This window comes from Marinobacter sp. H13 (genome assembly GCF_059072335.1).
Genome location: NZ_JCACRU010000009.1, coordinates 307597 through 329713, shown reverse-complemented (window position 1 = coordinate 329713; position 22117 = coordinate 307597). Strand labels below are relative to the sequence as shown.

Genomic DNA, 22117 nt, shown 5'->3' with positions numbered 1-22117 from the left:
GTCCTTACATGGACCAGGGCACCACTTCAGAGATCATGGCATCCGCAGCCTGGGCGGTAAGTGCAAATTCCTGGCTTACCAACTCATCAAGAGAATCAAGATCAATGTCTGCGTCATTTGTAAACGCCGGCAATTCTGCATGAAGGTTTCTTATGGCAGCTAACAAGGCATCAACATCTATTGGCTTTTCGATTTCAGAAAGCCACTTCTTGGCTTTCTCAGGCTCCGCAAGCATCTCATCAACATCAGAGATAAGGTTGTTTATGCAAAGACGCCATGCTCTCTGCGCTATGCCAATGAGTTGGTCCGCTATTCCGAGCTTTACTCCGTTAATGTCAGATTTTGAAAGGTGCTCGAACCGGCTCACTTCACTTTCAGCCACTTCAGCAATAAAATCCGCAGTTTGATTCACTAATTCTGCAACGGCTGACCCAAGCCCCATATCGTAGGCTTCAACATAGGCCCTGAATTCTGAAAGTGCTCCACGCACGTAGGATCGATCAAACACTATATTGGTTGGGTTGTAATATGTGCTACCCAATCTACTCCACGCATCGAGCGCAATATCTGTAACAACCGGCATAGTTCTTACAAATATTTCAAAACCGTCTGCCACCGTCAGGTTGTGTGAGCGTTCGGTGGAGTACGATTTGGCTCGGTCAGAGACCAGCGTCAAGACATAGCTGACAGCGATTTCTGCGTCCTGGCCGAGTGGCATCTGATCAACGGCTTTCCTGATTTTTAAAGCGGCTTTTAAAATTTCTGACTCAGCTGAGTGGATAAGCTGTTCAAGACTTTTTTCTTGATTAGCAGGGCGGACATCTTCAAATGTGTTGTCCGCTTCTTCAGCTGTTCGTGCAAGAACGTTCTTGGCTTGATCTAAGGAGATGCTGCCGCAAACAACGTCACTTGCGTAGCCTGCAAGAACAATCGCCAAGTCATGTCTTTGGCTGTTTTGTACCGCAGTTTTTTCTGCAATAACTGACCATAGATCATGGTAAACCTGATAGGCCTCTCCAAACTGGGCTTCAATGCTGTCACTTTCGGGGTCTACGCCGTGCAACAGGTTTCGCGAAACCCCCAGAGCAGTTGTTAGATCGAGACGTTTACTCATTGATTAACACCTATGGTCCAGTTGGTGTGCGCTCTGGCTGAGCATCCAGGGAAAGGTCTTGCCCCAAAGACAAAACAAGCTCGCGATTAGCGACCATCATCTGCCGAAAGCCAAAGGCTATGATCTCTGAGGGTGCTTCAAAGGCGACCTCTTCACGTTGATCGTTTTCAAAGTCAGCCCCAAAAAAATATCCTGGCACACCCTTCAGCCGAGCCACGTTCTCATTTACTGGCTCGCAGAGTTGCTTTACAGCCTCCCTGGCAATCAATAGCGCAAGACCGACCTCTGAACGAGCGTCGATAGACTCTATGGCCCGGTAACTGGAAGCTGCCTCGGCATCAGAGAACTCTTCAACAGGTTTCAATTGAAGACCATCTCCAGAAGTATTTGATTTGGCGTACCCACAATCCCAAAGCCTTGCACCATATTGCGTTACAGCTATACGATCACTAGCAAGCATGAGTGAAGATAAACCACCCTGCTCACCAACCACTGCATCGACAAAATCTAAAGTGTTATCACCATCAAGCTGAAGCTCGTAACTGGTTAAGCCCTCCAGCTCCATGGCCCTCCTGAAAATGCTAGCTGCTAACTGCGTTGTCTTGTCTTTCATATCGACCTTTGCCGAAACATGCGATAAAATAACTGAAGCGCCAAATCAAGGAGCATGACTGAATGATAAATCATTTTGTGGCAACCGGGCAAGATGAACTGCGAGAGGAGCTCTCCCTTCTCGTCCAGCTTTATCGGTCTTTCCTGAATTTTTCTCCGCGCCATGGAAGAGGAATAATGGGGAGGTACAAAAAGACATTCTTCCTCGATCGAGCCTTTTGCAATCAGCTTGGTTTTATGGCCGGAGAAGAGGAATTTATTATTGGTCTCCCGTCTCAGAAATATGACGTCGACGTTTACGAGTCTTTCAGCAAAGTACAGGCTTGCTCCGGATTTCTGGTGCACCCCCTTGAATACTTGTTTCTCGTCATGCACGCAGGGAACGAGGACACCAGGCACTCGAATACCATTGCTGTCGCACTCCCCTTCCCTCGGTCTTTGCACGACAAGTTGGCTCATATCGGTCGCGTAACCTTTGTCAAAATGAACGAGCAGAATGAATACCTTGGAAGTAGAGCAGAGACCGGCGATTCATTTGAAATAGAGGTACGCAAGGATAAGTCAATGTTTTGGGAGCGCCGATAAAGCGCTCCATCCCATCAACCCATTCCTCCCGGTCCACCCCGGCTGGGGCCCTTAGCCGAGGGGTCCGCGACCCCCTCATAATTTATCTCCTCAGGGTTGTGGTGAGTAACGTCATACCCATCAAGTCGAGGCCTGGCTTCATCGTTCATTAGGGCCGGCATTCTCTCCACCATGGTCAACACTGCCTGAGGATCTGCGGAAGATCGCGTTAAAACCATGCAGTTGTTGTGCGTGGCACTGAAGTCCATATCAGCGAACTTACCCTCTTTCATCAGCATTACATCGCCCTTCTGTACAAGCGTTGCAAGCAAGCCATCGGATGGCCCAAAGACTTTTATGTTTGTAAGCCCACCCGGCGAGAGATCCACTTCGACTTTGGTTTCAATGCCAGCTCTACCAGCATTTGAACTGATAGAAATAGATTTGCTTTCTTCATTCACAGAAACACGGTAGGGGATTTCCTCGCTGACCACTTCATCCATGTCTCCGTCCGTGAACCAGTTTTTATCCTCGTAACGAAGACTTCCCTCGAGCCGAGCATCTTGCGCCTGACGCACCGGTGAAACATCAAGATCATCAAGGTTTACTTCCATGCCTAACTGATCACGCAACTGGTCGACTACAGCATGCTTAACCATATCCTGAAGCTTGGCATCATCAATGCCTTTTAAACCCAGCTGGTTACGAATTTTGCCGAAATTAATGCTGATGTCTGCAGGTTGGTATTTGCTCATGATGGATGCTCCAGGCAATAATCAAAAAGGGTTGCGCGTCTCGTTATCGCTGCGCTTCGTGCTGATCTTTAAAATCTCAGGACGCTCTGCCGGTTCATTGCCGAGGTCATCTAACTCCAATGTTTTGCGAAGCTCAACAAGTGATTTCGACCTCCGCTCAATCATTCTAATGATCGGCTCGAGAACGCCGGCTTTTGAAAGGATTCGCAAAAAGAACTCCATATTCATGCCAGCTTTTTTGAGATTTTTGAGCTCGGACAGGTCCTCAACTTGCAGCTTGTCGACATAAGGCTTGCCTTTCTCATCAGTGCGGAACACCCCGTATACAGCTCTATCCCAGCTGGGCTGATTGCTACCAATCGATTTGATGAACTGAACTTTTGATCTGCGGGGAAGTGCACTTAGGAGCTGGAGAATTGCTTCTGCAATTCGCCACATAGGATCGTTAACCTCGGGAGGGTCTTTCAGCTCGCCGCCGCGACGAAGCTCATTATGGAGGTCTACGCAAACTGCCGCGGCATCACCTTGAAGGTCGACACCCTTTTCAACTGCTGAGTTGACCGCATCTGCAAAGAGTACCTCCGATACAGACTGGAGTCCTTGGGCTTTCGCCGCTTCCTCGGCTTTCTGAATGTGTACTTTTCGCTGGAGGTCGGCGCCACTGGCCTCAACCTGTACGGGCACAATGGCCGGCTTAGACTTTGTGTCCTTACCAACAGCGTAAAGGAGATAGCTCTGCTTCTGACTCATAATTCTTCCAGTTGAACGATCTGGAAAAATCATAATATAAAATAAGTTTTATGTAAAGACGTCAAAGCCCGAGCGTGCGATCAGAAAACTGCAGCTCTGCATTCGGACTGGGATCGGGGGTCAAGCTATTCTCGAATTTCGAGAGATCTAATTCTGCGAGTTTAAGCGCCTTCTCAATTTTTACTGCCATTTCAGGTTGAGGATCGAGGAGCGTTGCTTCAATGGCCCTTGCGATATTGGGCTCAAGCAAAGCCGGAGCCTCCAATTTGTGCTTGTGCAAAAATGCAACGCCCCTGGAACTCAGACGCCCATTCCTGTCGATCAGTGGTGAATAATTCTTGGAAAGCGCAGCCCATGAACTTGGGTGACCAATACCCTGCCCTGATAAGGTTAAGGCGATGGAGGTTTCCTTGTTGATCGGCAAAGAATGAGAGCGAGGAAGTACCCGTGGCGCCCCCTCCAAAATGTCTGTCGATAACGAGAAGGTTGAATATGGATAGCTGTATGTCTGCCCTCTGCACTCGGCAATTGTAGATGTATATGCTTTCCCGCCTTTAACGACTCGAACATTGGTTCGTGATTTCTGGTCACTCATTGCGAACAATGTCGCATTACATATAAAGCGATGAAGGGTTTGTGCTAACTCACTTCTCCTACCTAAAGCCCGACCTCTTCTGGGATGGGAATCAACGTATCGAGTGACATAGATTCCAGGATGAGGCGCCCTGTTTGACCAAGGCTTTTTTTGGCATTGATTCTCGAAACCTGATTCGTCGGCCAATATTTCGAGCGCATCGTGCGCTGAATTGTTGAGAGACATTGAGTCTGTTCTGAAATAAGAAATATCATCCGAGATGTAGAGCTCTTGTAGAGCTTCGAAGGTTTCGGTAGGGGTTGCGCCAAGCTCTGGGCCAAGAGCGTATAAGTGACGAAGCTTTGGTAGGTCTCCTGGTTTTTCGTGGTTGAAACTTACTTCATTATCGGACACATCAAAATACTGCTCCAAAAATGCTGCCTCACCGAAGTTCTCCTGATTATGAGTTAAGCTCGTTCGTTTAGTGGTGGGCAGTGGTGACCCGGCAGCAGAGCCCAAAAGAACTCCGGCGGTTCTGCTTAAAAACATTCCGTCATTACCGGAGAAACCAAGAAGGCGATCAAAAATTCGGCGAGTTAATGCTGGTGGTTCTGCAGATGAGACGATTCGGAGATTTTCCAGCGCAGAGGAAACCGATTTCGGCGTAAAGTCGAACATCTCAGCTCTGTAGGTTTTTCGATCACCCCGGATCTGCCCAATGGTCCACGCAATCAGGTCCCCCTCCTCATCCGGGTCCGTAGCCACCACCAAGTCGGCCGCCATCAGATCCTCTGAGATAGACTTGCAATGATCGGGATTAACCGCCTCGAATCTTTCGACGCCAAGTGACTTGGTAATTCCCATGTTGCTCGATGGAAGATCAAAAAGTCGCCCGTATGTCGCAATAACCTTGGCTTCTACCTGGTTCGCTCGAAGGGCCCGTTTGAGCGCTGGAGCTTTGTGCGGAGATTCGATGACGATAATCATCAGTCGAATATAGACCAATCATCGGAAGATTCGGTTGATGTCCCCTGCCCTCCATTAATTCCCGGCGTGGAGACGTTTTGCCTCGATTGATCAAGAGAGTTTCGTGCAGCATCGTCGGCACCACTTTTGAGGTCATCGGCCAACTGAGACCTTCCCTCTTCAGTCGCCAATTGACCGAGCGTATTGGTCAAATCGTTATTCAGTGTGCGATCGAAAGAAATGCCATTCTCCAAAGCATCAGATATTCCGCTCATGTCAACGCCTGTTTGTTCACCGAATTGTGCGAGGTCTTCGGGAGAGACGACCTCACCAATCGCACCTAAAGCACCCTCTAGACGCTCGTTAAGTCGACCTTCAAGATTTGAAACAACACCTTGAATGGTACGACAGGCGTCATTCCCGCTCGAAGAGTAACCGGAGCCAGTTTTCTTTGGCAGACCATCAAGCGAAAGGGAGATGTCACACCCTTCGTTTGGATTGGTGTAATGATAAGGACTGGCCTCTCTTTTAATTGAAAAGTCGAGATCTTCGCAGTCTTGCATAACGGCATTACGAGGCGCTTGTTGAGCCAAAACTTCTGCGTTAGAAACCAAGGCGGTAACAAGAAGGATGATCAAGCCTGGGTACCTTTTAGGCATACTCTGAAACCTCTTCTGCGGAACGAACAAATGAAGAAAGCTGGAAGCCAACCTTAACCATGAACTGCACCCTGTCCCGAACTACCTTGGCGCTGCTGACATCGCCATCCCTTGTAAGGCAAATGCGATTTGCAACCATGAAGCACGCAGTACCAGACCCAACCTCGTTCTCAGCGAGTGATCTTTGAAGACTATCCTTTTCAAGGAAGGCCAAGGCGGCAATGCATTCTCGGAACGGAACAGACGCGAGGCAACTTATTAAATCCCGAAAAACATCAGTTTGTTCTGGCGAAGGGGGTATCTGAACAACACCTGGAAGGGATGACTCAATGCTGTCGAAGAGCTCGGGAAGCTCATCCCTTTGGTATACCCACGTCTCTCTCTCTTCTGCTGAAGCGAGAACTTCCTGAATTTGCGGGCTGAAATCATTCCAAAACCGGGTGATGTCTGATTTTGATAAAGTCTTGGATGCCACAAGCCACCTTGTCTTCGAATTAGATTTAAATTATAATAACATTAGTTTCAACTCAGGACAAGCAAGGATTAATCGTGAGCTTCAGCAAGAATCTTGGCGATATGTTGTTTAAAGAAGGGTGGTCGCTTGGCCCTTTATCCGATTACGTTGGTCCAGAGACTGAAAACCGGTTGCTGGAATTCACTGGCTACGACGACAGCCAACAGCGAGAAGAGTTATGTCTTGACGGCCTTAAGCAGGCTCAAGTTATCTCCCAGAAAGAATATGTAGAGGCTTTAGTCAAGGGGATGGTGCCAAGTCAGGAGCACGCTGATCGAAGGATGCAGCCAGCACCACAAGTTGATGCAATTCTTCCCAATGGCAAGAAGGTTACATTAGGAGAAAAGGGCAATGAGCCGAAATTTACTGGTTAGTTTGGTCTTTGGTTTTTCGGTCTTAGCTTTCACTCCTGTCAAGCAGGCCGCTGCCGGCATACCTGTCATAGATGCCACTTCCGTTACTGTTGCCCTCCGTAAGTTGGTAACTGACGTCAAGTCATGGGCCCGTGATGAGGCTTTGAAGCGAGCAGGCATGGAAAACGATCTCCAAATTGCAAAGAACCAAGAAGCTACAGATACGAATATTGCAGCCAATACCATTATTAGAATCACAGATGCTCTTGAAGAAACTCATAACAAGGCCATGGACGCGCAAGTGACACCAAGCTTCATGGCGTGTAAGAACGTATCAGTATCTCGGGCAAGAGATAGCGCAGAAAGATCTTCAAGAGAAATCAGCTGGCAGGCGATGGCCGATTACTGGAATGACGAATTAAGACCGCCCGGAACGAGCCGCAGTGGTTACCGCCGGGAAAAGAACGCACAGATAACTGCAGAAATGGATGCCTTGAATCAAGAATTAAGCGGTACCGGAAAAGAGCAAGCGTTTTCAAGAGCCGATGTTTTTTTGCGCGTCGGGCCTTACAGCAATGACCTGGTGTATAGCGACGCAGAAGTTAGGTCAAGCGAACTGTTCGTTGATCTTTTGGTCGGACCCTATAGTGAACGCGCAGAGTTGCTTTTAGGTGATAAAACTCTTGAGGAGCTCACAGAAAAAGAAAGAATTCAGCTTGCTCAAGCAACCATTAGAAAAGGTGCTGTTCGGGCCATACTTGAAAAGATTAGAGCTGATTATTTACCAGACGATCAAGGCAACAGCATTGCACTTGCGCGGGAAGATTTCATCATCAACAGTCGTTTTGCGAACGACGAATGGCATAAGAAGATCACCTGCACGTCCCAGACAGGTGACCCTGGGAATTGCGCTAATGACTCCATCGTATTGAAAGAAATTGCAGTCATGATGGGGCAAGAGCTAGAGCTGGGAAATGAGCTCGTCAAGCAAAGGCGTTATTCGAATATGTTGTTGTCCTTATTGGCGACAGCCGACGATATCGAGGGTCAGTGAAGCTCATGATTCGAGTACAGATAGCAGTAGCACTGGCATTCCTTTGGGGATATCCGGAAATAGGCTTGGCGCAGCAGATTGACCCAAATTTGGGCGCCGCACATGCAATGAAGCAAGTCGGTGGGCTTGCCGCGCTTATATGGGCAGCATCAGCTCTCGGGGGGTTGCTGATGGTCGTAGGCTCTATCAACAGATGGATGAAAGCAGACACCTCAGAGCGGGAGACCATGGGTCCGGGTAAATTATTGACTGGAGTATCTATTGGTACGCTAGCAATCATGCTTCCTTTCGTTGTTGTGATTGGCGGAAATTCTTTCTTTGCGCCGGAAAACCCTGTCAGTTCAGTAGAATTTCAACGTATAGCTATCGATGGTACACTGGCTCAGGCGGAAACCCTAAGCATCCAGACAGGGCCAGGCAAGTATGTGCCAGCTGGCGCCTTGATAGCCTTCTACGGAATTCTGATCGCTATCGGCTTGATCTCTATTTATATGGGATTAAAAGATGCCTACATTTCCATTATGTTTGGAAATGATATGTACGGAACAAGCCTGCCATTTAAGACAGGGAAAATACTTGGACACTTTGTTTTTGGTTTAGGTCTTATATTTATCAACAAGACGCAATGCCTCTTGGTGCTTAGTTTTGGTGGCTCGCAGAGTATGTGTTGGTGAATTTACTTGATATATAAAAATTCTAGCTCAAATTGTGAACGGCAAGAATTAATTGATAATGGATAGTGATAAATGGATACGACTAAATCCGCGGTAAATTTCACTAACGATGGAAGGCATTCCGATTCCAAGGGAAAAAGAGCATTTGATTGCCCGCATGCAGAAGGAAGCCGCACAGCAATGATTTCGCTTCATGGCTTTTGGCATGGTGTAACGGAAAGTGATTGCCCCTTTTCCGCTGACAGCAATGAAGCCAATATTTGGCTTCAAGCCGTTTGGGTTAGGTGTGGCTGGCGCTGTGCTGATCTAGGTATTCCCATGGCGTCAGGTCTCCCAGTGAATCGTGGGGACGCTCATCGTTGTACTCCGTCATCCAGGATTCGGTCAGCTCTCGGACTTCGGTGAGGTTCCGGAAGACATACATATTCAGGATCTCATCACGGTAAGTCCGATTGAAGCGCTCAACATACGAGTTCTGAGTGGGTGTGCCTGGCTTGATAAACTCCAGCTCGATACCGTGGTGCTCAGCCCAATCTGCCAAGGCAATCGAGATGAATTCCGGTCCGTTATCCATGCGTAGTTTGGCCGGGTAGCCTCGCCAAGCAATGATGCGCTCAAGAACTCGTATGACCCTCGGTGCCGGCAGGTTCAGATCAACCTCAATAGCCAGTACCTCCCGGTTAAAATCATCTACCACGTTAAACGTCCGGAACCGGCGACCACAGAACAGGCTGTCGCTCATAAAATCCATGGACCAGCATCGATTAACGGTGGCTGGCACGCTTAATGGCTCCGGAGTTCGTGTTGGGAGTCGTTTCTTGCCCCGTCGTCGTTTATTCAGGTTGAGTGCACAATACAGCCGGTGGACCCGTTTGTGATTCCATCCATGGCCCCAGCGTCGCAGCACCTTGAACAGCTTGCTGAATCCGTAGGCGGGATAACGTTCAGTCGCGCTTTGAAGCGCTGCAATCACCGGTTCATCCCGGGAGGTGTCCGGCCGATACCGGTACACCGTGTCACTGATGCCAGCGATTCGGCAGGCCCTGCGGATGCTGACACCGTGAGCCTGCTTGAGGTAATCCACCAGTTCTCGTCGAACGGCTGGCTTTACAGCTAATGGAATGGTCCGCTCCCACCTTCCATAATTTTCGAAGGCACACAACCAAGGAGAGCAGCTATGTCAAACAACAAAAACGTTGCGACTTTCGGAATCGATCTGGCCAAATCACTTTTTCACGTCTGTGGTCTGGATGCTGACGGCAAACGAGTCGTCAGCAAGAAGCTCAGACGAACACAAATCGTGACGTTTTTTGCCAATCAACCACCCTGTGTCGTGGCGATGGAGGCCTGTGCAGGTGCTCACTGGCTTGGGCGCAAACTCAATGGATTGGGCTTCCAGGTTCGAATTCTACCCGCTCAGTATGTGAAGCCTTTCGTGCAGAATCAGAAAAATGACGCCAATGATGCGCTGGCAATTGCTGAAGCCAGTCAGCGGCCATCGGTTAAACCGGTACCGATCAAGACCCAATCTCAGCTACACCTCCAGGCTCTTCATCGAGTGCGCGACCGTTTGGTGAATCAGCGAACTCGTTTGATTAATCAGATACGTGGGTTCTTGTTAGAGGAAGGCATTATTTTGCGCACCGGTGTTGGCAACTTCAAAAGCCAACTTCCAGCAGTGTTAAGCGATCCGTCTGAGGAAATTTCGCCGGCAATGGCTGCTTTGATAAATGAACTTTGGGACGAACTGCTTGGTCTTGAAACGCGCCTCAAATCAATAAATTCCCAGATTGAAGCCTGGGCCTCTCAGGATCAGTCAGCCCGTCGACTCCAATCTGTGCCGGGCATCGGAGCGCTTTCTGCGACAGCTATCATCGCTGCAATTGGTAACGCGGCTCAATTCAATAAAGCCCGTGATTTCTCGGCCTGGCTGAGGTTAGTTCCAAAGCAGCATTCGACGGGAGGTAAAACCACCCTTGGTAGGATTAGTAAATCTGGTAACCCCTATATAAGACGCCTGCTGATACATGGTGCTCGCAGTTGCATGCTGCATCTAAACAGAGAAAAGGATCGTCTAGGGGCGTGGATCACCGACCTCGAAAGACGAATGCCGTTCAACAAGGTTGTTGTCGCCTTGGCCAATAAATTGGCTCGCATCGCGTGGGTAATTCTCACCCGACCAGCCGCCACTTACGAACAGGTTCAAGCAGCCAGACCAGCAAGCTGTTAAACAAATCACACCCATTCAGAGTTTTGCGATGGTATGAACAAGATGAACAAACAGTCGATCGGCATAGCGTAAATCCGGGACAAAAAGCGGGCTCAGAGCCCTTCGAAGCTATTTGGAAACGCTATGTGCGGATATTCATCATGGCCTTGGCGTCAAAAGCGCCTGACTCATGAGAGGCCGGATACATTTTTGCGAACTGTCACTGGTCATCGGTCGTGCCTTGCAAAAAGGGAGCGGACCATACATTTTTTTCGATCACATCCTTCAGCAGTTTGTGATCAAGGCTCAACTCAGCGTACATCTGCTTCAGGCGGCGGTTTTCCTCTTCCAACTCCTTCAGGCGCTTCACGTTAGAAGCCTCCATGCCGCCGTACTTCGACTTCCAGTTGTAGTAGGTCGCATCGGAGATGCCGTACTCCCGGCAGACTTCCTTGACCAGGCGACCGCCCTCGACCTCCTTCAGGATCTTGACGATCTGTGACTCGCTGTATCGTGATTTCTTCATGCTGCTCTCCGTTTGCCTCATTGTAGGTTGGAGAACTCTAATTACGCATGCACCGATTTTAGGGGATGGCTGCAAAAGCAGACGATAGAGCCAGTAGCCACAGGGACCGGCTTCATAGACAAACTGAAGCTGGCATCCAGGGTGTCGGGATTCGAACTGTCGAACCATCTTTCGGATGGCGTAGTGCTGGGTGCCGATAGCAACGAGGTAAGTGACCGGTTCCGTTCGAGAATCTGTGGCGTAGGCCACGGAGATGGAGTCTTTGTGCGTATCCAGGCCAATGAACACTGTGCTATGTTTTTCATGGTGCTGCCCCCCGATTTTACGCATGTGAACACGTAAATTATGGCTCTGGCTGAGGCTAACCCACGAGGTGGGGGCAGCCCCCTTAGTGGGGAGTCATAATGTCTATGGCAGAGACCGGTTCAACTGGAGCCTTGGAGCTAGATACTCAGTACACGGACCTAATGTGTACTGTCAGGTTATGTGGGTCCAAATCGTTGTGATGCTAAGAAAAGTGCGGCAGACAATGGTAATGGCCACTGGGTGAAGGACAACATCAACACCTACTTTTATTACGGAGTAGTTGCAGGGCGAGCTAGGAGAATACGCTTTGGATCTACCGCCCATAATGCGTTCATAACAAAGCAGAAAACACTAAAGGCATAATGGGAAAACGATGATGGACAATTTAGCAGGCCTTGGCCTGCTTTTTTGGGGAGATTTATCACCCTCCGAAGCAATCTACTGAATCAGTAAATGTTACAATAACAGATCCGTTTCGTATGAGGTCTGTTTTTCCAGTTTTGCAACCACTGGCCCAAGTTGAGTACGTTCTTAGACTAAATGTTGGATTCGATGAGTCCGAAGCCATGGTGTACGCAGAGGAGGCCGTCGATTGAGCGCTACTGGCTTTGCTATAAGCAGAGTCAGCGCGACTGTAGGCCGAGTTAGCTCGGGATAAGGCTTGGTTTGCGAGACTGTATGCCTGGTCGGCACGGGATCTGGCACCGTTAGCTGTGGATTGCGCCGTCGAAGCAGCATTCTCAGCGTTATCAATACGGTTAACCAGCTGATTCATGGTGGTGACGTTGCTACTCACCTGATTTTGAATGTTAGTGATTTCATTCTGAATTTGTGAAAGGTCAACTGTCGGAGCGTTGAGTGTTGCCAGGTCAGCAAATGAGCCGCTTCTATACCCCTGTAAACTACCGTCAGTATTGGCGCCCGATGCATCAACACCGCCTGAGCGGTTCACTGAGAAACGCGGTTCAGCAACGACAAGAGTCGACGCTGAGAGAATAAAAGATGCTGAAAGGACAGCGAGAAACTTCTTCATTGGTTGCTCCTACATTTACTAACCTAAACTCAATTATCGTTGTGTGTCAGACAAATGAGAAGGAAAAACATCATACCCCACGTAACAACATGTTAACGTGAGGTGCAAGTCAAGCAGATTACGAGCACTTTGTTACTGCCATAACAGCAGCCAAGTCATCTGGTGGGACGATTGTGCCCTGGTCCTGAACAATGCCTTCCAAAACGATTCTCCACGATGCACCTGAATCAACCGCCAATGCCTGAAACGCTGCTATGTTATTCAGCTGGTTTGGCGTTGAACGATCAACACCTGCAAACCGAGAAACTGCGGTGTAGATGGTAGGGTTCAGTCCGGTCGGGCATGTAGGCTTCGGTATCAGCTGATCGTGATTGGCCATATAGACGTCAGTAACCGCCTGGTTAAGCGTTCGACCACGTTGCTTCGAATAGAAATCATCCGAAGCGATTTGACCGTTACCTGCCCCACCAATCAGATCGAGCACAGGCGCGTCTACGGCAACACCATTTGAGGCTTCAAGCAGAAGCTCACCGTCTGCCTGGTTTGCAATGCGCACGTTAAACGTGGTTTCGCTGCCATCTCGGATAAAGAAGATCTCGGAGCCAGATCCACCACGACCATTAAGCCTGATTGCAGTGCTACCAGCGCCATTATCAGCAAGAAGTGCGCTCTGCGTATTATTCGCAGCTTCAAGCCCGGTGGGAGTGCCGCCCCAGAACACATCGTTAGCATCTACAAGGTCATTGGTACCATCACCCATATCAAGATCAGCCTGCATTGAATTCTGCCCGGTAATTGATAACCAGGGGTCAGAACCATCACTTGCATTATCAACAACAACAGTCATTGCGCCAGTCAGCGGGTCATATTGGTAATCAATGTAGAGGTCTAGTGTTGCATCGCTGATTTGTTTGGTTGAGGTATTGGCGTACCTGCCCTTTGCGATCCTCATTGCAGTACCGGAAAGGTCCGGACGATTCTCGCCACCATACTGAACGGGAGCGCCAGCGAGATTAATATTTGCAGTCACGAGGTTGTTTGCGGCTGCGTTACGAGTAACTACTGTTTGGTAAGCCAGTCCGTATTTAGGCGCCAGATCGGCCCGGAAGTTACACGAAAGGTATCCTTCACCTGGTGCTGTTGTGGCAGGGCCTCCACAGGTACTGTCGCGCAGCCAATCCACCCCGTTATAGGTCGTTGGTCCGACCGGTACCAGAGGGCCCTGGTCAAAGACGTAGGCGGTGACGGCGTTTGCCACGATGGCGATCTCGCCGCCAAGTTCTGACATCGCGTCTTTTTCACGGTAACGCTCAACTACATTGGCGATAAGCGTGAGTATGGTACCGCTGACCGCTAATACGATCAGCAGCTCCAGGATCGAGAAACCTCGTTGCATCTTTCTATCGTGGAAACCCATACTCACGGCAGTCCTCTTAGTTAGCGACGATGTTCAGGTCAACGGGATCAGTTGCGTTACATGCAGCCTGCACCGCAGTCGGATCGTACTCGTCTGACGGATCCGCCTTGATATTGGTGTTGGATGCGTTGGTACCCATTGTCACCGACTCTCGAGCGATGATCCGCACGATTTGCTGGCACGCTTCGCTGGTCAGATTTTCTGAAGTAAGAAGCAACTGCCGGTTGCCGGCGCCGGTGGGGCCGATATCAACAATACCGTTGAAGTTGTTACGAATCTCGGTACCGGCAATCCACTCGGGAGGTACCTGTCCAGAACCAATGAGCCAAGCAACATCAGCATTAGCGTAACTGGAAGCAAGGGAAAACCCTTCTTGCACTGTACCAATCATCTGCAGGTAGGTTGTGGCTTCTTCCTGTGCATCAACAGAGCCAAACAACCTTTCTTTGGCGAAATACAGGCCGCTGGCCAAAAGGCCAATTACAGCCAGAACAATGATCAATTCGATCAGTGAGAAGCCTTTTGCTTTTGAGATTGACTGCATTTGTTTCATGTTTACTACCTTTCGCTTTTATGAATCAAAGACTGAGTGTGTTTAGGGTTAGGCGCCCATGTTCATGTTTGAAATCATCGGGAGGACAACACCTCCGATACCGCTAACTATCCAAATAATGATTCCGGCGATGACAATTTTCATTGCCGTATTTGCAGCCTCAACTATCTTGTCGATTCGCTGCATTGCTGCATCCATGCTTCTTTTTGCTATCTTCTGAACCTGTGTTTCGAATTGATTACCTCGACCATAGACTCGCAGAAGCAACTTGCTCTCACGATCAAATAGGTCCGTAGCTACAGCCGCACCATCGGTCGCACCCTCCTTTACTGCCTGTTCCATTTCGTCAATATGATTCGCCAAGTAGGGTCCTGAGTATTCTTTAATCATGGGTAGAGCCTGACTCACACGGATTTTCGACTCCATCATGGTGCCAAGTGTGAGAAGAAAGCTGTTGGAGGTGAATATCTGATAGAAATTCCAGGGAGGTAGGAATCGATTTAGATATTTGTCACGAATTGGGTTTGAAAGCCTCGTTAGCATGGCAAACGAGACAACGAAATAAACCACAACACCCAGTAGAATCGGTAAAGTGTAGATCTCAAGCCATTCACCCATGGCGATCAGGCTGGTTGTTCCAGCACCCCACTCATCTTCTGGAACCATTGTTGTGAAACCCGGAAGTACGCCCGTTGCGAAGCCGTAAAGAATTCCAAGGGCAGCACCAGCCATTGCAAGCGGCTTAAACAATGAAGACATTTTTGCTTTCAAGACGGCAGATTGCTGATTAAAAAACACAAGCCGCTCGAAGCCCTCGGCCAGTCTTCCAGTCTGTTCGGCTGACTCAAGAACAAAAAGATCGGTTTCTGGCACGACGCCCCGCAAAGCTTTAGCAATCTCATCACCTTCTTTTAGTTGCCTGGTCAGATACCGATAGAACTGACCACGCTTATCACGAGGATCACGGCCATATTCGATTGCAAGAGCCTCGGCCGTCCGGTAAGGCGTAAAGCCATCCTCAATGAAGGACCCGAGTTGAGAATAAATCTCTTGCTTCATATTGCCCTTCAGCTTCGGGTGAGACTTACGCCGAGCGGAGGACTTTGACAGGAATGGGAAAAATGTTGCTAAGTCCATCATGACCTCAAATGTAGAATTCTTCGTCATGATCAAGCCGCTTGAACTGGGCTTCGATCTCATTTGCACAGATGAAACCATCCTTCATCCGACGAATTGCTGACTCCTGGATCGTTATACCTCCGCTCTCCCGCCATGCCTGGTATGCAGCCAGATCATCACCCTGCTTAATGGCATTGAGGATTTTCATGTTTGGAAGGACCATCTCAGGAACCGACATCCGACCTTTAAAACCGGCGTTAACATCTGGCTTGCCATCATCAGCTTGATTCGAACACTTCGCACAACCGCTGGGATTAGCCACATAGACGGTATCAATCTGGTGTGAAACTGCCTTCTTTACTCGCTCAAACCGCTCCTTTGAGATCAAATCACGCTGGAAAGCATCCTTGACGTGGATGCGGCAATGCGTGCATACCTTCCGGGCCAGAGCCAGATGGAGCATCCCGGCAATAAACTCAGGTGCAGCAAGAGTAAGTCGCGAAATGCCAATGTCCTCAAGGCGAGCAATCTGGGCGAGTGCATTTGAAGCATGCAAAGTGGACCAGACGAAGTGACCTGTCTGGGTGGCTTCAACCGTTACCTTTGCGCTCTCTCTGTCACGAATTTCCCCGATCAGGATGCTATCTGGATCGCGACGAAGGGCTGAGACCAGGTGTGCCGCCATCTTCTCAGGCGAAGAAACTGATGTTTGCTTCGCGTTATAGATGCGATATTCAACCGGGTTCTCGACTGTGATGATGTTCTTCCCGGGGTTCCGGTATGCGTACCCACCGATGATGTTTTTGAGCATCGTGGATTTACCAGAGCCGGTCGTACCGGAGACGCACAAGAATCCGTAGGGATGCTCCATCATTCGAAGGATTAACGCTTCCTCGTCCTCGTAGAGCCCCAGCTTAGTGAGAGGCACGAAGCTACCCTCAGCATTTTCACCACCATCACTGAGGTCATCGAGAACACGCAGAACAACGTGAATGCCATCGCCTTCTACGTTGTCGTGAGCATAGCGGAGCTGGTAATTCTTACCCTTGATCGGGTGGATAATCGAAGCATCCTGAGGGATGCGGGAGTTAAAACCATCCTCAGTTGCCTGGGTGATCGTGTTGAATACTGAACGGATAAACTTGAAAGTTTGCTCGACTGAAATAGACCAGCTGAATTTGGTGATTTCTACGTTTCGAGAGTCAATCCGATATTCAACAGTGACCTTGCCCCGGGCAACCGTGATATGGATGTCCGAGACACCATTAGCGACTGCATCCTCGACAAGCGACTCAAACTGGACATGTTGATCACTTGGTGCCGCGCTTAGTTTGCGCCGGTGTTGTTCCTTTAATTGTGCGTGGAACTCCTGAAAGAGCGCATCCGGCAAAATAGCAATAGTAAAACTTCTACCTGAGGTTTTGACTTTACCCTCAGTAAACGCAAGATCTTCTACTTCCTCAGCGCTGATAGCATCAGATTTCAGAAGCCAAAGCGACCCGTTACTCGCCTGGAAGACAACCGCCTTATCGGCAACAGAATCTGAAATGATGTAGGGCCGCTTCTCATCGCCCGAGCTATTCTTTACATCCGAAACCCGAATCGAGAGCAACTTTTCGGGAGTCGCAATTTCTGCAAGAGAGGTGTACCGCTTGACGCCCGACCTTGTTGTTGACGCAACTTTCGGTGCTGATTTTTGTGCATCAACAGAGCGACCGCCAACGACAGACAGCGAGGGCTCAGGCTTCTTGCCTGCCCTTGTCTTAACAACAATGCGCTTCTTCGTTGGCTTGTCACTCATTTCAAATGCTCCGCTGGACATCGGCTTACATCATTCCATCGCTACCGTAGGTGTAGGATTCACCGTTCTTGGTAACTTGAATTGTGTTCTGGTTGATTGATTCGATAGTCCAACCCTGAATGCTGCTACCTTCCTTAACTTGAAACTCGCCCTGGGAAGCACCGTTGTCTCCCAGAACGACAACCCTTGCTCTTGTTGAGATCCCCTCACCTTTCAGGACATTAAGCAGCCTCATGTTGAGAGGTGGTTCGGTCGTAACCTGAGAACGAGGTGAAACAGTTGTCTCCGTTCTTTGGGCGGTTGTGGCACTGTTAGCCAGCAGTCTCTGATATCGCTGAAGCTCTTGCTTCATCTTCTCGATATCAGTGAGAGAGGTTTCCTTCTGTGAGCGCAACTCACGCAACTGAATCTGCATGCGAATAACTTCGTTTTCAGCTGAGAGACGCTCAGATTCCTGCGCCGCAAGCTCTGAGCGCAATTTTTCATCATTGATCCGCTGAGCCATCTCAATCTTCTCAGCAACGCTCAGTCTCGCCTGTGGCGACTGCTGTGCGAACAAAGAAGTACTGAAGGCAAAGGCGAAAATTGACGCCACTAAGGCTGCTTTACTGGAATGCATAGTGTCCTCGCATCGCAAATTCTTCGTTGTTTATGACAATCTCTGTTACCAGAACGCCTGGCATAGAAAGCTGATCTGCAGCCACTTCCAGTAGCCCCAGAGGTCCACTCACCGAAAGAGCGCCTTTTTGATACTCGGCAGTGAAAGTGGAACCGCGGAGAAATGAACTGTTATCGATCGTGACCTTCTCAAACGCTGAGAGCTCAACATTCAATTCCAAGGCAGGGCTTCTGAGGAATGCTGCCCTGTCAAGAAGTTGCGATCTCACAGCATCTGAGCCCGGTACAGAGAAGTCTTCTGGCAAGCTTTTGACGAAGGACACAGGCTTACGATAGAGCGCCTCCCTGCCCCCAAGATTGACCTGAACTCCCGTGCCGAGAGCAGACTCCAAACTGCTGGGGAGCCCATAACCCGGAGATTCAAATTTGAAAACGCACTCAGATGAAGATGCCCCGCAGTTAGCAGCAATGAAGGACCAGGACTCAACCGCAACCGGAACGTCTTGAGTCACCGTCATAACGCGATCGTACGCCTCCAAAGAGTCGACGTAACCGAAATCGCTTTGCATGGCCCGCTGGTAAGCATTGAGAGCATCGCGCCTAAGTTCGGACTCTGAAGGCCCCCTGGGAGTTACCCGCTCAGGTTCTGCCAGGAAGATTTGGTACATGAACCATGCGATCCCACCAAGTAACGCAAAAACGATAACCAGTTGAATCGCGGTTGCGGCCGTGGAGCTTCGGCTTTTTACCAGAACACCGACTTTCTTTGACGGCTTGCCCTCAAAGAAGTCGTCTACAGAGATCTCGAAAACCTCGACGTCACCGAATACCGGTTCACAACTGCCGATCAGTGCTTGGAGGTTCTTCTCCAACACCTCATCGCTACCAACCCAGTCACTCTCCACAAACGCAAGTGGGCGTGATTCGCGAACAGCACCAATCCAGCATTCACCATTGCCCAAGTCGAGTTTAAAGACGCCATTTACACCGGACTCTTCGCTATAGCCAACGCCCTGCTTTTTAGCCTCTTCGATAAGCCAAAGCATGAGCGAAGGCTGCTTGAGGATATCCCCTTGCTCAACTGAGTCAGCGCTTCGAAGAACTTGCTCACTTTCGGCATAGCCTGCGGCTAGGTAGCCAGCGTTTCCGCGCTTCTTGCTCCCTTTAGCGCCCTTCCCTTTCAGGTATACGACGCCCTCGAAGTCCATCGCCCGCTCTTTGGCGTCGATACCTTTCGTTGTCGAGCCCGCTAAGCTGGCCCATGTTAGACCAGCGACTGCGACATGACCGTTTATGTCGAGCAGTCGAATCATGCGCGAGGCTCTCCTACAGAGTTGCCAAGCAGAACCGGAGTGATCATGATCACAGCCATCTCACGGTTGGCATTGTCGCGGCGACTTCCGCCAAAGAGCTTGAAGTTGGGCCAGAAGGAGCCGGAATCCTTGTACTCGTCGTTCTTAACGTGGAGCCCGGTAAGAACGAGCGTGGAACCACTACGCATGATTGCCTGGTTGATGATTTTCCGGCGCGTAATGTCCGGCTGCTGAACACTCGCTTCGTTAATCTGGCGCTCAAACAGCGATACCAAGTCAGTGATGTTGATGCTGTAGTGAACCAGAATCCGGTCATCAGCGAGGATCTTGGGTGTAACCTGCATATTCAAGCCAGTTACAACCTTGTCCTGCTCGATCTCTGTATCAACCCCACCAGAGAGATCTGAGCGGGAAGTGGTTACAGAAGAGATGTAGTTGGTGATTCTCGCGGTTTCCAGGGGCACCGTGCGGTTGTTGGTAGTGATGTTGGTAGCCCTGGTGACAATCGCTACGTTTTCTTTAAGGGCTACATTGTCATAGTTGATGTTCGAACCAGCCCAGTTGCCCATCAGGTAGGCGCCGTTAAAGTTGATGCCTGCGATGTCACCAATGGGATCTGAAATTTTCTGAATCTGAGCCGAGGACTCCATGCCGGTGTACAGAAGATCGAGCGAAAACTCGAACTCTTCATTATCCACATCGGATATAGAGTAAATGCGGACGTTCAGGGCCACCTGGCGCGTCAGATCTTCGTTAACGCGCTCAACTTCGCGGGAAATAGCATCGATGACGTCCTTGGTGTCCGTGACGGTAAATGAGCTGGTTGAAGGCGACCGGGTAATCACGCCAGCATCCGACATCAAACCAGCCATCAGGTCCATTACATCGCTGTATACGTTCTTGGCAATTTCACTGTTAACACTTTCAGTGCCGCCTGTCTCTTGGCTCGACTCGCCTGACTCAGTGGTTGTTTCCAGGCGCTCATCAATGATGTTGAGAGCAAAAGATTTAGTGACGTAGCGATGGAAAATCACAACACCATCATCAACCCGCCATGCGATATTGAAGCGACTGGAAACGAGGTTCAGAAGATCCTCAACAGTACCATCAACGTCGAATGTGATGCGCTCGCGGCCGGTTCCCATCAACTCGACATCTTCGCTCCAGCGAGAAGCCATAATGGGAGCACCATTCTGGTCCAGTTGCGGTGCAGATCCGCTCGGCAGAGGACGAATGACATCTTCCGCAACACGGGTCTGGAGACCCGTCACTTCGGTCACAAGCTTCGCAATCTCCTGAATGCTCATCGGAGAAAATGAAGAGTAAGTCAGGCTGCGCTCCAGTTCCTCAGGCACCGGATCGCTTAGCTCAACTTCAGAGGGAGAACCCAGCCAATAGCGGTCGACTTCACGGAAAGCTTCTCGATGGCGATGGGCGCCGGCGTTATCAATTGCAACCTCTGCCTCGACTGCAGATCGCTTGGCATTGTCCTGCGCACTTTGCTGACGACTATCCTCAACGCCCAGGCTGGAGCAGCCCACCAGAAAGGTAGCTGCAAGGGCTGCAATAAAAGGAAACTGCTTCATCATTTGATACCCCGGATTCTCAGAACTCGGTTTTTGCTGTTCACTTCCGCGCCGATCGGATACCCGGCATCTGAAAGCGCATACATCAGCTCACGAGCAGCGTCTTTAAAAGTACCAACGAACTGCGCCGGTGCCGCCATCGTGTAATCCGATGGGTAATCCCAGTCGATGTACCACTCAGCCCGCTCAGCCCATGATTGGAGATTTTCACGAACGGTAAGGTCCTGGCTGATGTACCAGATCTTGTCACCAGCCTTCATCTGTCCAATATTGCGATCAGCCGCCGGAACACCTGCTTCACGGGCCGCACGAAGCCCCTCTACATCCGCATCGGCAGCAGAAAGCAAACGGGCATAGCCAGGGTCTCGAGAAATACCCACTACCTTGTTTTCTTCGTTCACCGCAATTGAGACGTCATTGCGTTTCGAGATGTCACGCAGAATGTCCTGCCAGTCGCCCTTTGTGGCCCATACCGCCGGCTCACGAGGACTCACACTGCCGTCAAAATTCACAGACCACTCTTCATCTGGCAAAACAGCCTGAACAGCCTGGCGCATCGGTACACCGGCGCCACGACTCATTTCATCGCTGGACTCAGAGGACTCAACACTCAACCGGTCACTACCGGTCATGGGGATGTTCTTGTCTTGAGTCTCGGACTGATTCTTTGGGAGGAAGGTTTGGACACGCTTCGAGTCCATTTCGATGTACATCGGCTCCTCGGTGAACTCCACGGAACCATCATCATCCAGCGGGGCAATATAGACGCCGGCGTGAGCGGTCCCGAAGGCCGTAATCATAACCAGCGACAAGCTGCGTGCGGTGTTGTTCATTTGTCTCACCAGAAAAATTGATTTAACAACTAAATGCTACTTTTACTTTAGCTAATAGTCAATGTTTATGTGCGTTCTTGGCCTGGCAGTGTAACCTCCCGCCCAACGGCGCAATTTGCGGCGGTAGTAGCCAAAGAACGAATAGCCTTTTGAGTCTGTGTATTTCAGAAAAAGGACCCAAACAAGCATCGCTACAACGCTTACCCACCCCAAG

At 49.8% G+C, this 22117-nt stretch carries 21 protein-coding genes and 2 pseudogenes; 5 read left to right on the top strand and 18 right to left on the bottom strand.

What is annotated here, in order from left to right; genetic code table 11:
* Nucleotides 1–4: 4 nt before the first annotated feature.
* Both AC5JQH_RS23230 and AC5JQH_RS23225 read right to left on the bottom strand, forming a co-directional pair.
* A complete protein-coding gene (locus AC5JQH_RS23230) occupies nucleotides 5–1114 on the bottom strand; it encodes a hypothetical protein (protein ID WP_136630204.1) in 1110 nt (369 codons plus the stop codon).
* 10 nt (nucleotides 1115–1124) lie between these two features.
* Nucleotides 1125–1727 carry a hypothetical protein gene (locus tag AC5JQH_RS23225; protein ID WP_136630205.1) on the bottom strand — a complete coding sequence of 201 codons (603 nt, stop codon included), beginning with the start codon at nucleotides 1725–1727 and terminating at the stop codon, nucleotides 1125–1127.
* 62 nt (nucleotides 1728–1789) lie between these two features.
* On the opposite strand from AC5JQH_RS23225, the gene AC5JQH_RS23220 reads away from it, so the two are divergent.
* Nucleotides 1790–2311: a hypothetical protein gene (locus tag AC5JQH_RS23220; protein ID WP_136630206.1), complete on the top strand. Its 522-nt coding sequence runs from the start codon at nucleotides 1790–1792 to the stop codon at nucleotides 2309–2311.
* 14 nt (nucleotides 2312–2325) lie between these two features.
* On the opposite strand, the gene AC5JQH_RS23215 is transcribed toward AC5JQH_RS23220, so the two are convergent.
* From AC5JQH_RS23215 to AC5JQH_RS23195, 5 genes are all read right to left on the bottom strand, one after another.
* Nucleotides 2326–3045: a hypothetical protein gene (locus AC5JQH_RS23215; protein WP_136630207.1), complete on the bottom strand. Its 720-nt coding sequence runs from the start codon at nucleotides 3043–3045 to the stop codon at nucleotides 2326–2328.
* A gap of 21 nt (nucleotides 3046–3066) precedes the next feature.
* Nucleotides 3067–3795, bottom strand: coding sequence for a hypothetical protein (locus tag AC5JQH_RS23210; protein WP_136630208.1), 729 nt, complete (start codon nucleotides 3793–3795; stop codon nucleotides 3067–3069).
* Nucleotides 3796–3856: 61 nt separating this feature from the next.
* Nucleotides 3857–5356 carry a DNA topoisomerase gene (locus tag AC5JQH_RS23205; RefSeq protein ID WP_136630209.1) on the bottom strand — a complete coding sequence of 500 codons (1500 nt, stop codon included), beginning with the start codon at nucleotides 5354–5356 and terminating at the stop codon, nucleotides 3857–3859.
* The gene (locus tag AC5JQH_RS23200) at nucleotides 5356–5973 is read right to left on the bottom strand and encodes a hypothetical protein (RefSeq protein ID WP_493806179.1); all 618 of its coding nucleotides are present in this window, start codon (nucleotides 5971–5973) and stop codon (nucleotides 5356–5358) included. Before AC5JQH_RS23200 ends, AC5JQH_RS23205 begins: the two co-directional genes overlap by 1 nt.
* Nucleotides 5974–5986: 13 nt before the next feature.
* Nucleotides 5987–6469, bottom strand: coding sequence for a type 2 periplasmic-binding domain-containing protein (locus AC5JQH_RS23195; protein WP_136630211.1), 483 nt, complete (start codon nucleotides 6467–6469; stop codon nucleotides 5987–5989).
* Between the two features lie 74 nt (nucleotides 6470–6543).
* Here AC5JQH_RS23195 and AC5JQH_RS23190 point away from each other — a divergent pair, with 74 nt between their 5' ends.
* The 3 genes from AC5JQH_RS23190 to AC5JQH_RS23180 are packed head-to-tail and all read left to right on the top strand — an operon-like array spanning nucleotide 6544 to nucleotide 8589.
* Entirely contained in the window at nucleotides 6544–6882 is a 339-nt protein-coding gene (locus AC5JQH_RS23190) for a hypothetical protein (RefSeq protein ID WP_136630212.1), read from the top strand.
* Entirely contained in the window at nucleotides 6860–7915 is a 1056-nt protein-coding gene (locus tag AC5JQH_RS23185) for a hypothetical protein (RefSeq protein ID WP_136630213.1), read from the top strand. The genes AC5JQH_RS23190 and AC5JQH_RS23185 overlap by 23 nt, the downstream gene beginning before the upstream one ends.
* On the top strand, nucleotides 7912–8589 hold the full coding sequence (locus AC5JQH_RS23180; RefSeq protein ID WP_153637278.1) for a hypothetical protein: 678 nt from the start codon (nucleotides 7912–7914) through the stop codon (nucleotides 8587–8589). Before AC5JQH_RS23185 ends, AC5JQH_RS23180 begins: the two co-directional genes overlap by 4 nt.
* Before the next feature lie 280 nt (nucleotides 8590–8869).
* On the opposite strand, the pseudogene AC5JQH_RS23175 reads toward AC5JQH_RS23180, so the two are convergent.
* Nucleotides 8870–9703 (bottom strand): annotated as a pseudogene (locus AC5JQH_RS23175) (IS3 family transposase); the annotation flags it as partial.
* A gap of 63 nt (nucleotides 9704–9766) precedes the next feature.
* Here AC5JQH_RS23175 and AC5JQH_RS23170 point away from each other — a divergent pair.
* Nucleotides 9767–10819 carry an IS110 family RNA-guided transposase gene (locus AC5JQH_RS23170; protein WP_482902093.1) on the top strand — a complete coding sequence of 351 codons (1053 nt, stop codon included), beginning with the start codon at nucleotides 9767–9769 and terminating at the stop codon, nucleotides 10817–10819.
* Between the two features lie 247 nt (nucleotides 10820–11066).
* Here AC5JQH_RS23170 and AC5JQH_RS23165 read toward each other — a convergent pair.
* The 10 genes and pseudogenes from AC5JQH_RS23165 to AC5JQH_RS23120 form a co-directional block, all read right to left on the bottom strand.
* A pseudogene (locus tag AC5JQH_RS23165) lies at nucleotides 11067–11324 on the bottom strand (transposase); the annotation flags it as partial.
* A gap of 727 nt (nucleotides 11325–12051) precedes the next feature.
* Nucleotides 12052–12663 (bottom strand): alanine-zipper protein, encoded by a 612-nt coding sequence (locus AC5JQH_RS23160; RefSeq protein ID WP_493806178.1) that lies wholly within the window; start codon nucleotides 12661–12663, stop codon nucleotides 12052–12054.
* A 118-nt stretch (nucleotides 12664–12781) separates the two neighbouring features.
* Nucleotides 12782–14080: a type II secretion system protein gene (locus tag AC5JQH_RS23155; protein ID WP_194839003.1), complete on the bottom strand. Its 1299-nt coding sequence runs from the start codon at nucleotides 14078–14080 to the stop codon at nucleotides 12782–12784.
* A gap of 16 nt (nucleotides 14081–14096) precedes the next feature.
* Nucleotides 14097–14633: a prepilin-type N-terminal cleavage/methylation domain-containing protein gene (locus AC5JQH_RS23150; protein WP_493806177.1), complete on the bottom strand. Its 537-nt coding sequence runs from the start codon at nucleotides 14631–14633 to the stop codon at nucleotides 14097–14099.
* A gap of 48 nt (nucleotides 14634–14681) precedes the next feature.
* A complete protein-coding gene (locus AC5JQH_RS23145; protein ID WP_493806176.1) occupies nucleotides 14682–15800 on the bottom strand; it encodes a type II secretion system F family protein in 1119 nt (372 codons plus the stop codon).
* On the bottom strand, nucleotides 15778–17553 hold the full coding sequence (locus tag AC5JQH_RS23140; RefSeq protein ID WP_493806175.1) for a GspE/PulE family protein: 1776 nt from the start codon (nucleotides 17551–17553) through the stop codon (nucleotides 15778–15780). Before AC5JQH_RS23140 ends, AC5JQH_RS23145 begins: the two co-directional genes overlap by 23 nt.
* 25 nt (nucleotides 17554–17578) lie before the next feature.
* Nucleotides 17579–18172, bottom strand: coding sequence for a hypothetical protein (locus tag AC5JQH_RS23135; protein ID WP_493806174.1), 594 nt, complete (start codon nucleotides 18170–18172; stop codon nucleotides 17579–17581).
* A complete protein-coding gene (locus tag AC5JQH_RS23130) occupies nucleotides 18159–19484 on the bottom strand; it encodes a type IV pilus inner membrane component PilO (RefSeq protein ID WP_493806173.1) in 1326 nt (441 codons plus the stop codon). Before AC5JQH_RS23130 ends, AC5JQH_RS23135 begins: the two co-directional genes overlap by 14 nt.
* On the bottom strand, nucleotides 19481–21073 hold the full coding sequence (locus tag AC5JQH_RS23125) for a secretin GspD/PilQ domain-containing protein (protein ID WP_493806172.1): 1593 nt from the start codon (nucleotides 21071–21073) through the stop codon (nucleotides 19481–19483). Before AC5JQH_RS23125 ends, AC5JQH_RS23130 begins: the two co-directional genes overlap by 4 nt.
* On the bottom strand, nucleotides 21070–21903 hold the full coding sequence (locus AC5JQH_RS23120; RefSeq protein ID WP_493806171.1) for a toxin co-regulated pilus biosynthesis Q family protein: 834 nt from the start codon (nucleotides 21901–21903) through the stop codon (nucleotides 21070–21072). The genes AC5JQH_RS23125 and AC5JQH_RS23120 overlap by 4 nt, the downstream gene beginning before the upstream one ends.
* Nucleotides 21904–22117 lie beyond the last annotated feature (214 nt).

Coding starts and splice junctions, on each gene's coding strand:
- AC5JQH_RS23230 (WP_136630204.1), bottom strand. CDS start 1,114: ATGAGTAAACGTCTCGATCTAACAACTGCTCTGGGGGTTTCGCGAAAC.
- AC5JQH_RS23225 (WP_136630205.1), bottom strand. CDS start 1,727: ATGAAAGACAAGACAACGCAGTTAGCAGCTAGCATTTTCAGGAGGGCC.
- AC5JQH_RS23220 (WP_136630206.1), top strand. CDS start 1,790: ATGATAAATCATTTTGTGGCAACCGGGCAAGATGAACTGCGAGAGGAG.
- AC5JQH_RS23215 (WP_136630207.1), bottom strand. CDS start 3,045: ATGAGCAAATACCAACCTGCAGACATCAGCATTAATTTCGGCAAAATT.
- AC5JQH_RS23210 (WP_136630208.1), bottom strand. CDS start 3,795: ATGAGTCAGAAGCAGAGCTATCTCCTTTACGCTGTTGGTAAGGACACA.
- AC5JQH_RS23205 (WP_136630209.1), bottom strand. CDS start 5,356: ATGATTATCGTCATCGAATCTCCGCACAAAGCTCCAGCGCTCAAACGG.
- AC5JQH_RS23185 (WP_136630213.1), top strand. CDS start 6,860: ATGAGCCGAAATTTACTGGTTAGTTTGGTCTTTGGTTTTTCGGTCTTA.
- AC5JQH_RS23170 (WP_482902093.1), top strand. CDS start 9,767: ATGTCAAACAACAAAAACGTTGCGACTTTCGGAATCGATCTGGCCAAA.
- AC5JQH_RS23160 (WP_493806178.1), bottom strand. CDS start 12,663: ATGAAGAAGTTTCTCGCTGTCCTTTCAGCATCTTTTATTCTCTCAGCG.
- AC5JQH_RS23155 (WP_194839003.1), bottom strand. CDS start 14,080: ATGGGTTTCCACGATAGAAAGATGCAACGAGGTTTCTCGATCCTGGAG.
- AC5JQH_RS23150 (WP_493806177.1), bottom strand. CDS start 14,633: ATGAAACAAATGCAGTCAATCTCAAAAGCAAAAGGCTTCTCACTGATC.
- AC5JQH_RS23145 (WP_493806176.1), bottom strand. CDS start 15,800: ATGACGAAGAATTCTACATTTGAGGTCATGATGGACTTAGCAACATTT.
- AC5JQH_RS23140 (WP_493806175.1), bottom strand. CDS start 17,553: ATGAGTGACAAGCCAACGAAGAAGCGCATTGTTGTTAAGACAAGGGCA.
- AC5JQH_RS23135 (WP_493806174.1), bottom strand. CDS start 18,172: ATGCATTCCAGTAAAGCAGCCTTAGTGGCGTCAATTTTCGCCTTTGCC.
- AC5JQH_RS23130 (WP_493806173.1), bottom strand. CDS start 19,484: ATGATTCGACTGCTCGACATAAACGGTCATGTCGCAGTCGCTGGTCTA.
- AC5JQH_RS23125 (WP_493806172.1), bottom strand. CDS start 21,073: ATGATGAAGCAGTTTCCTTTTATTGCAGCCCTTGCAGCTACCTTTCTG.
- AC5JQH_RS23120 (WP_493806171.1), bottom strand. CDS start 21,903: ATGAACAACACCGCACGCAGCTTGTCGCTGGTTATGATTACGGCCTTC.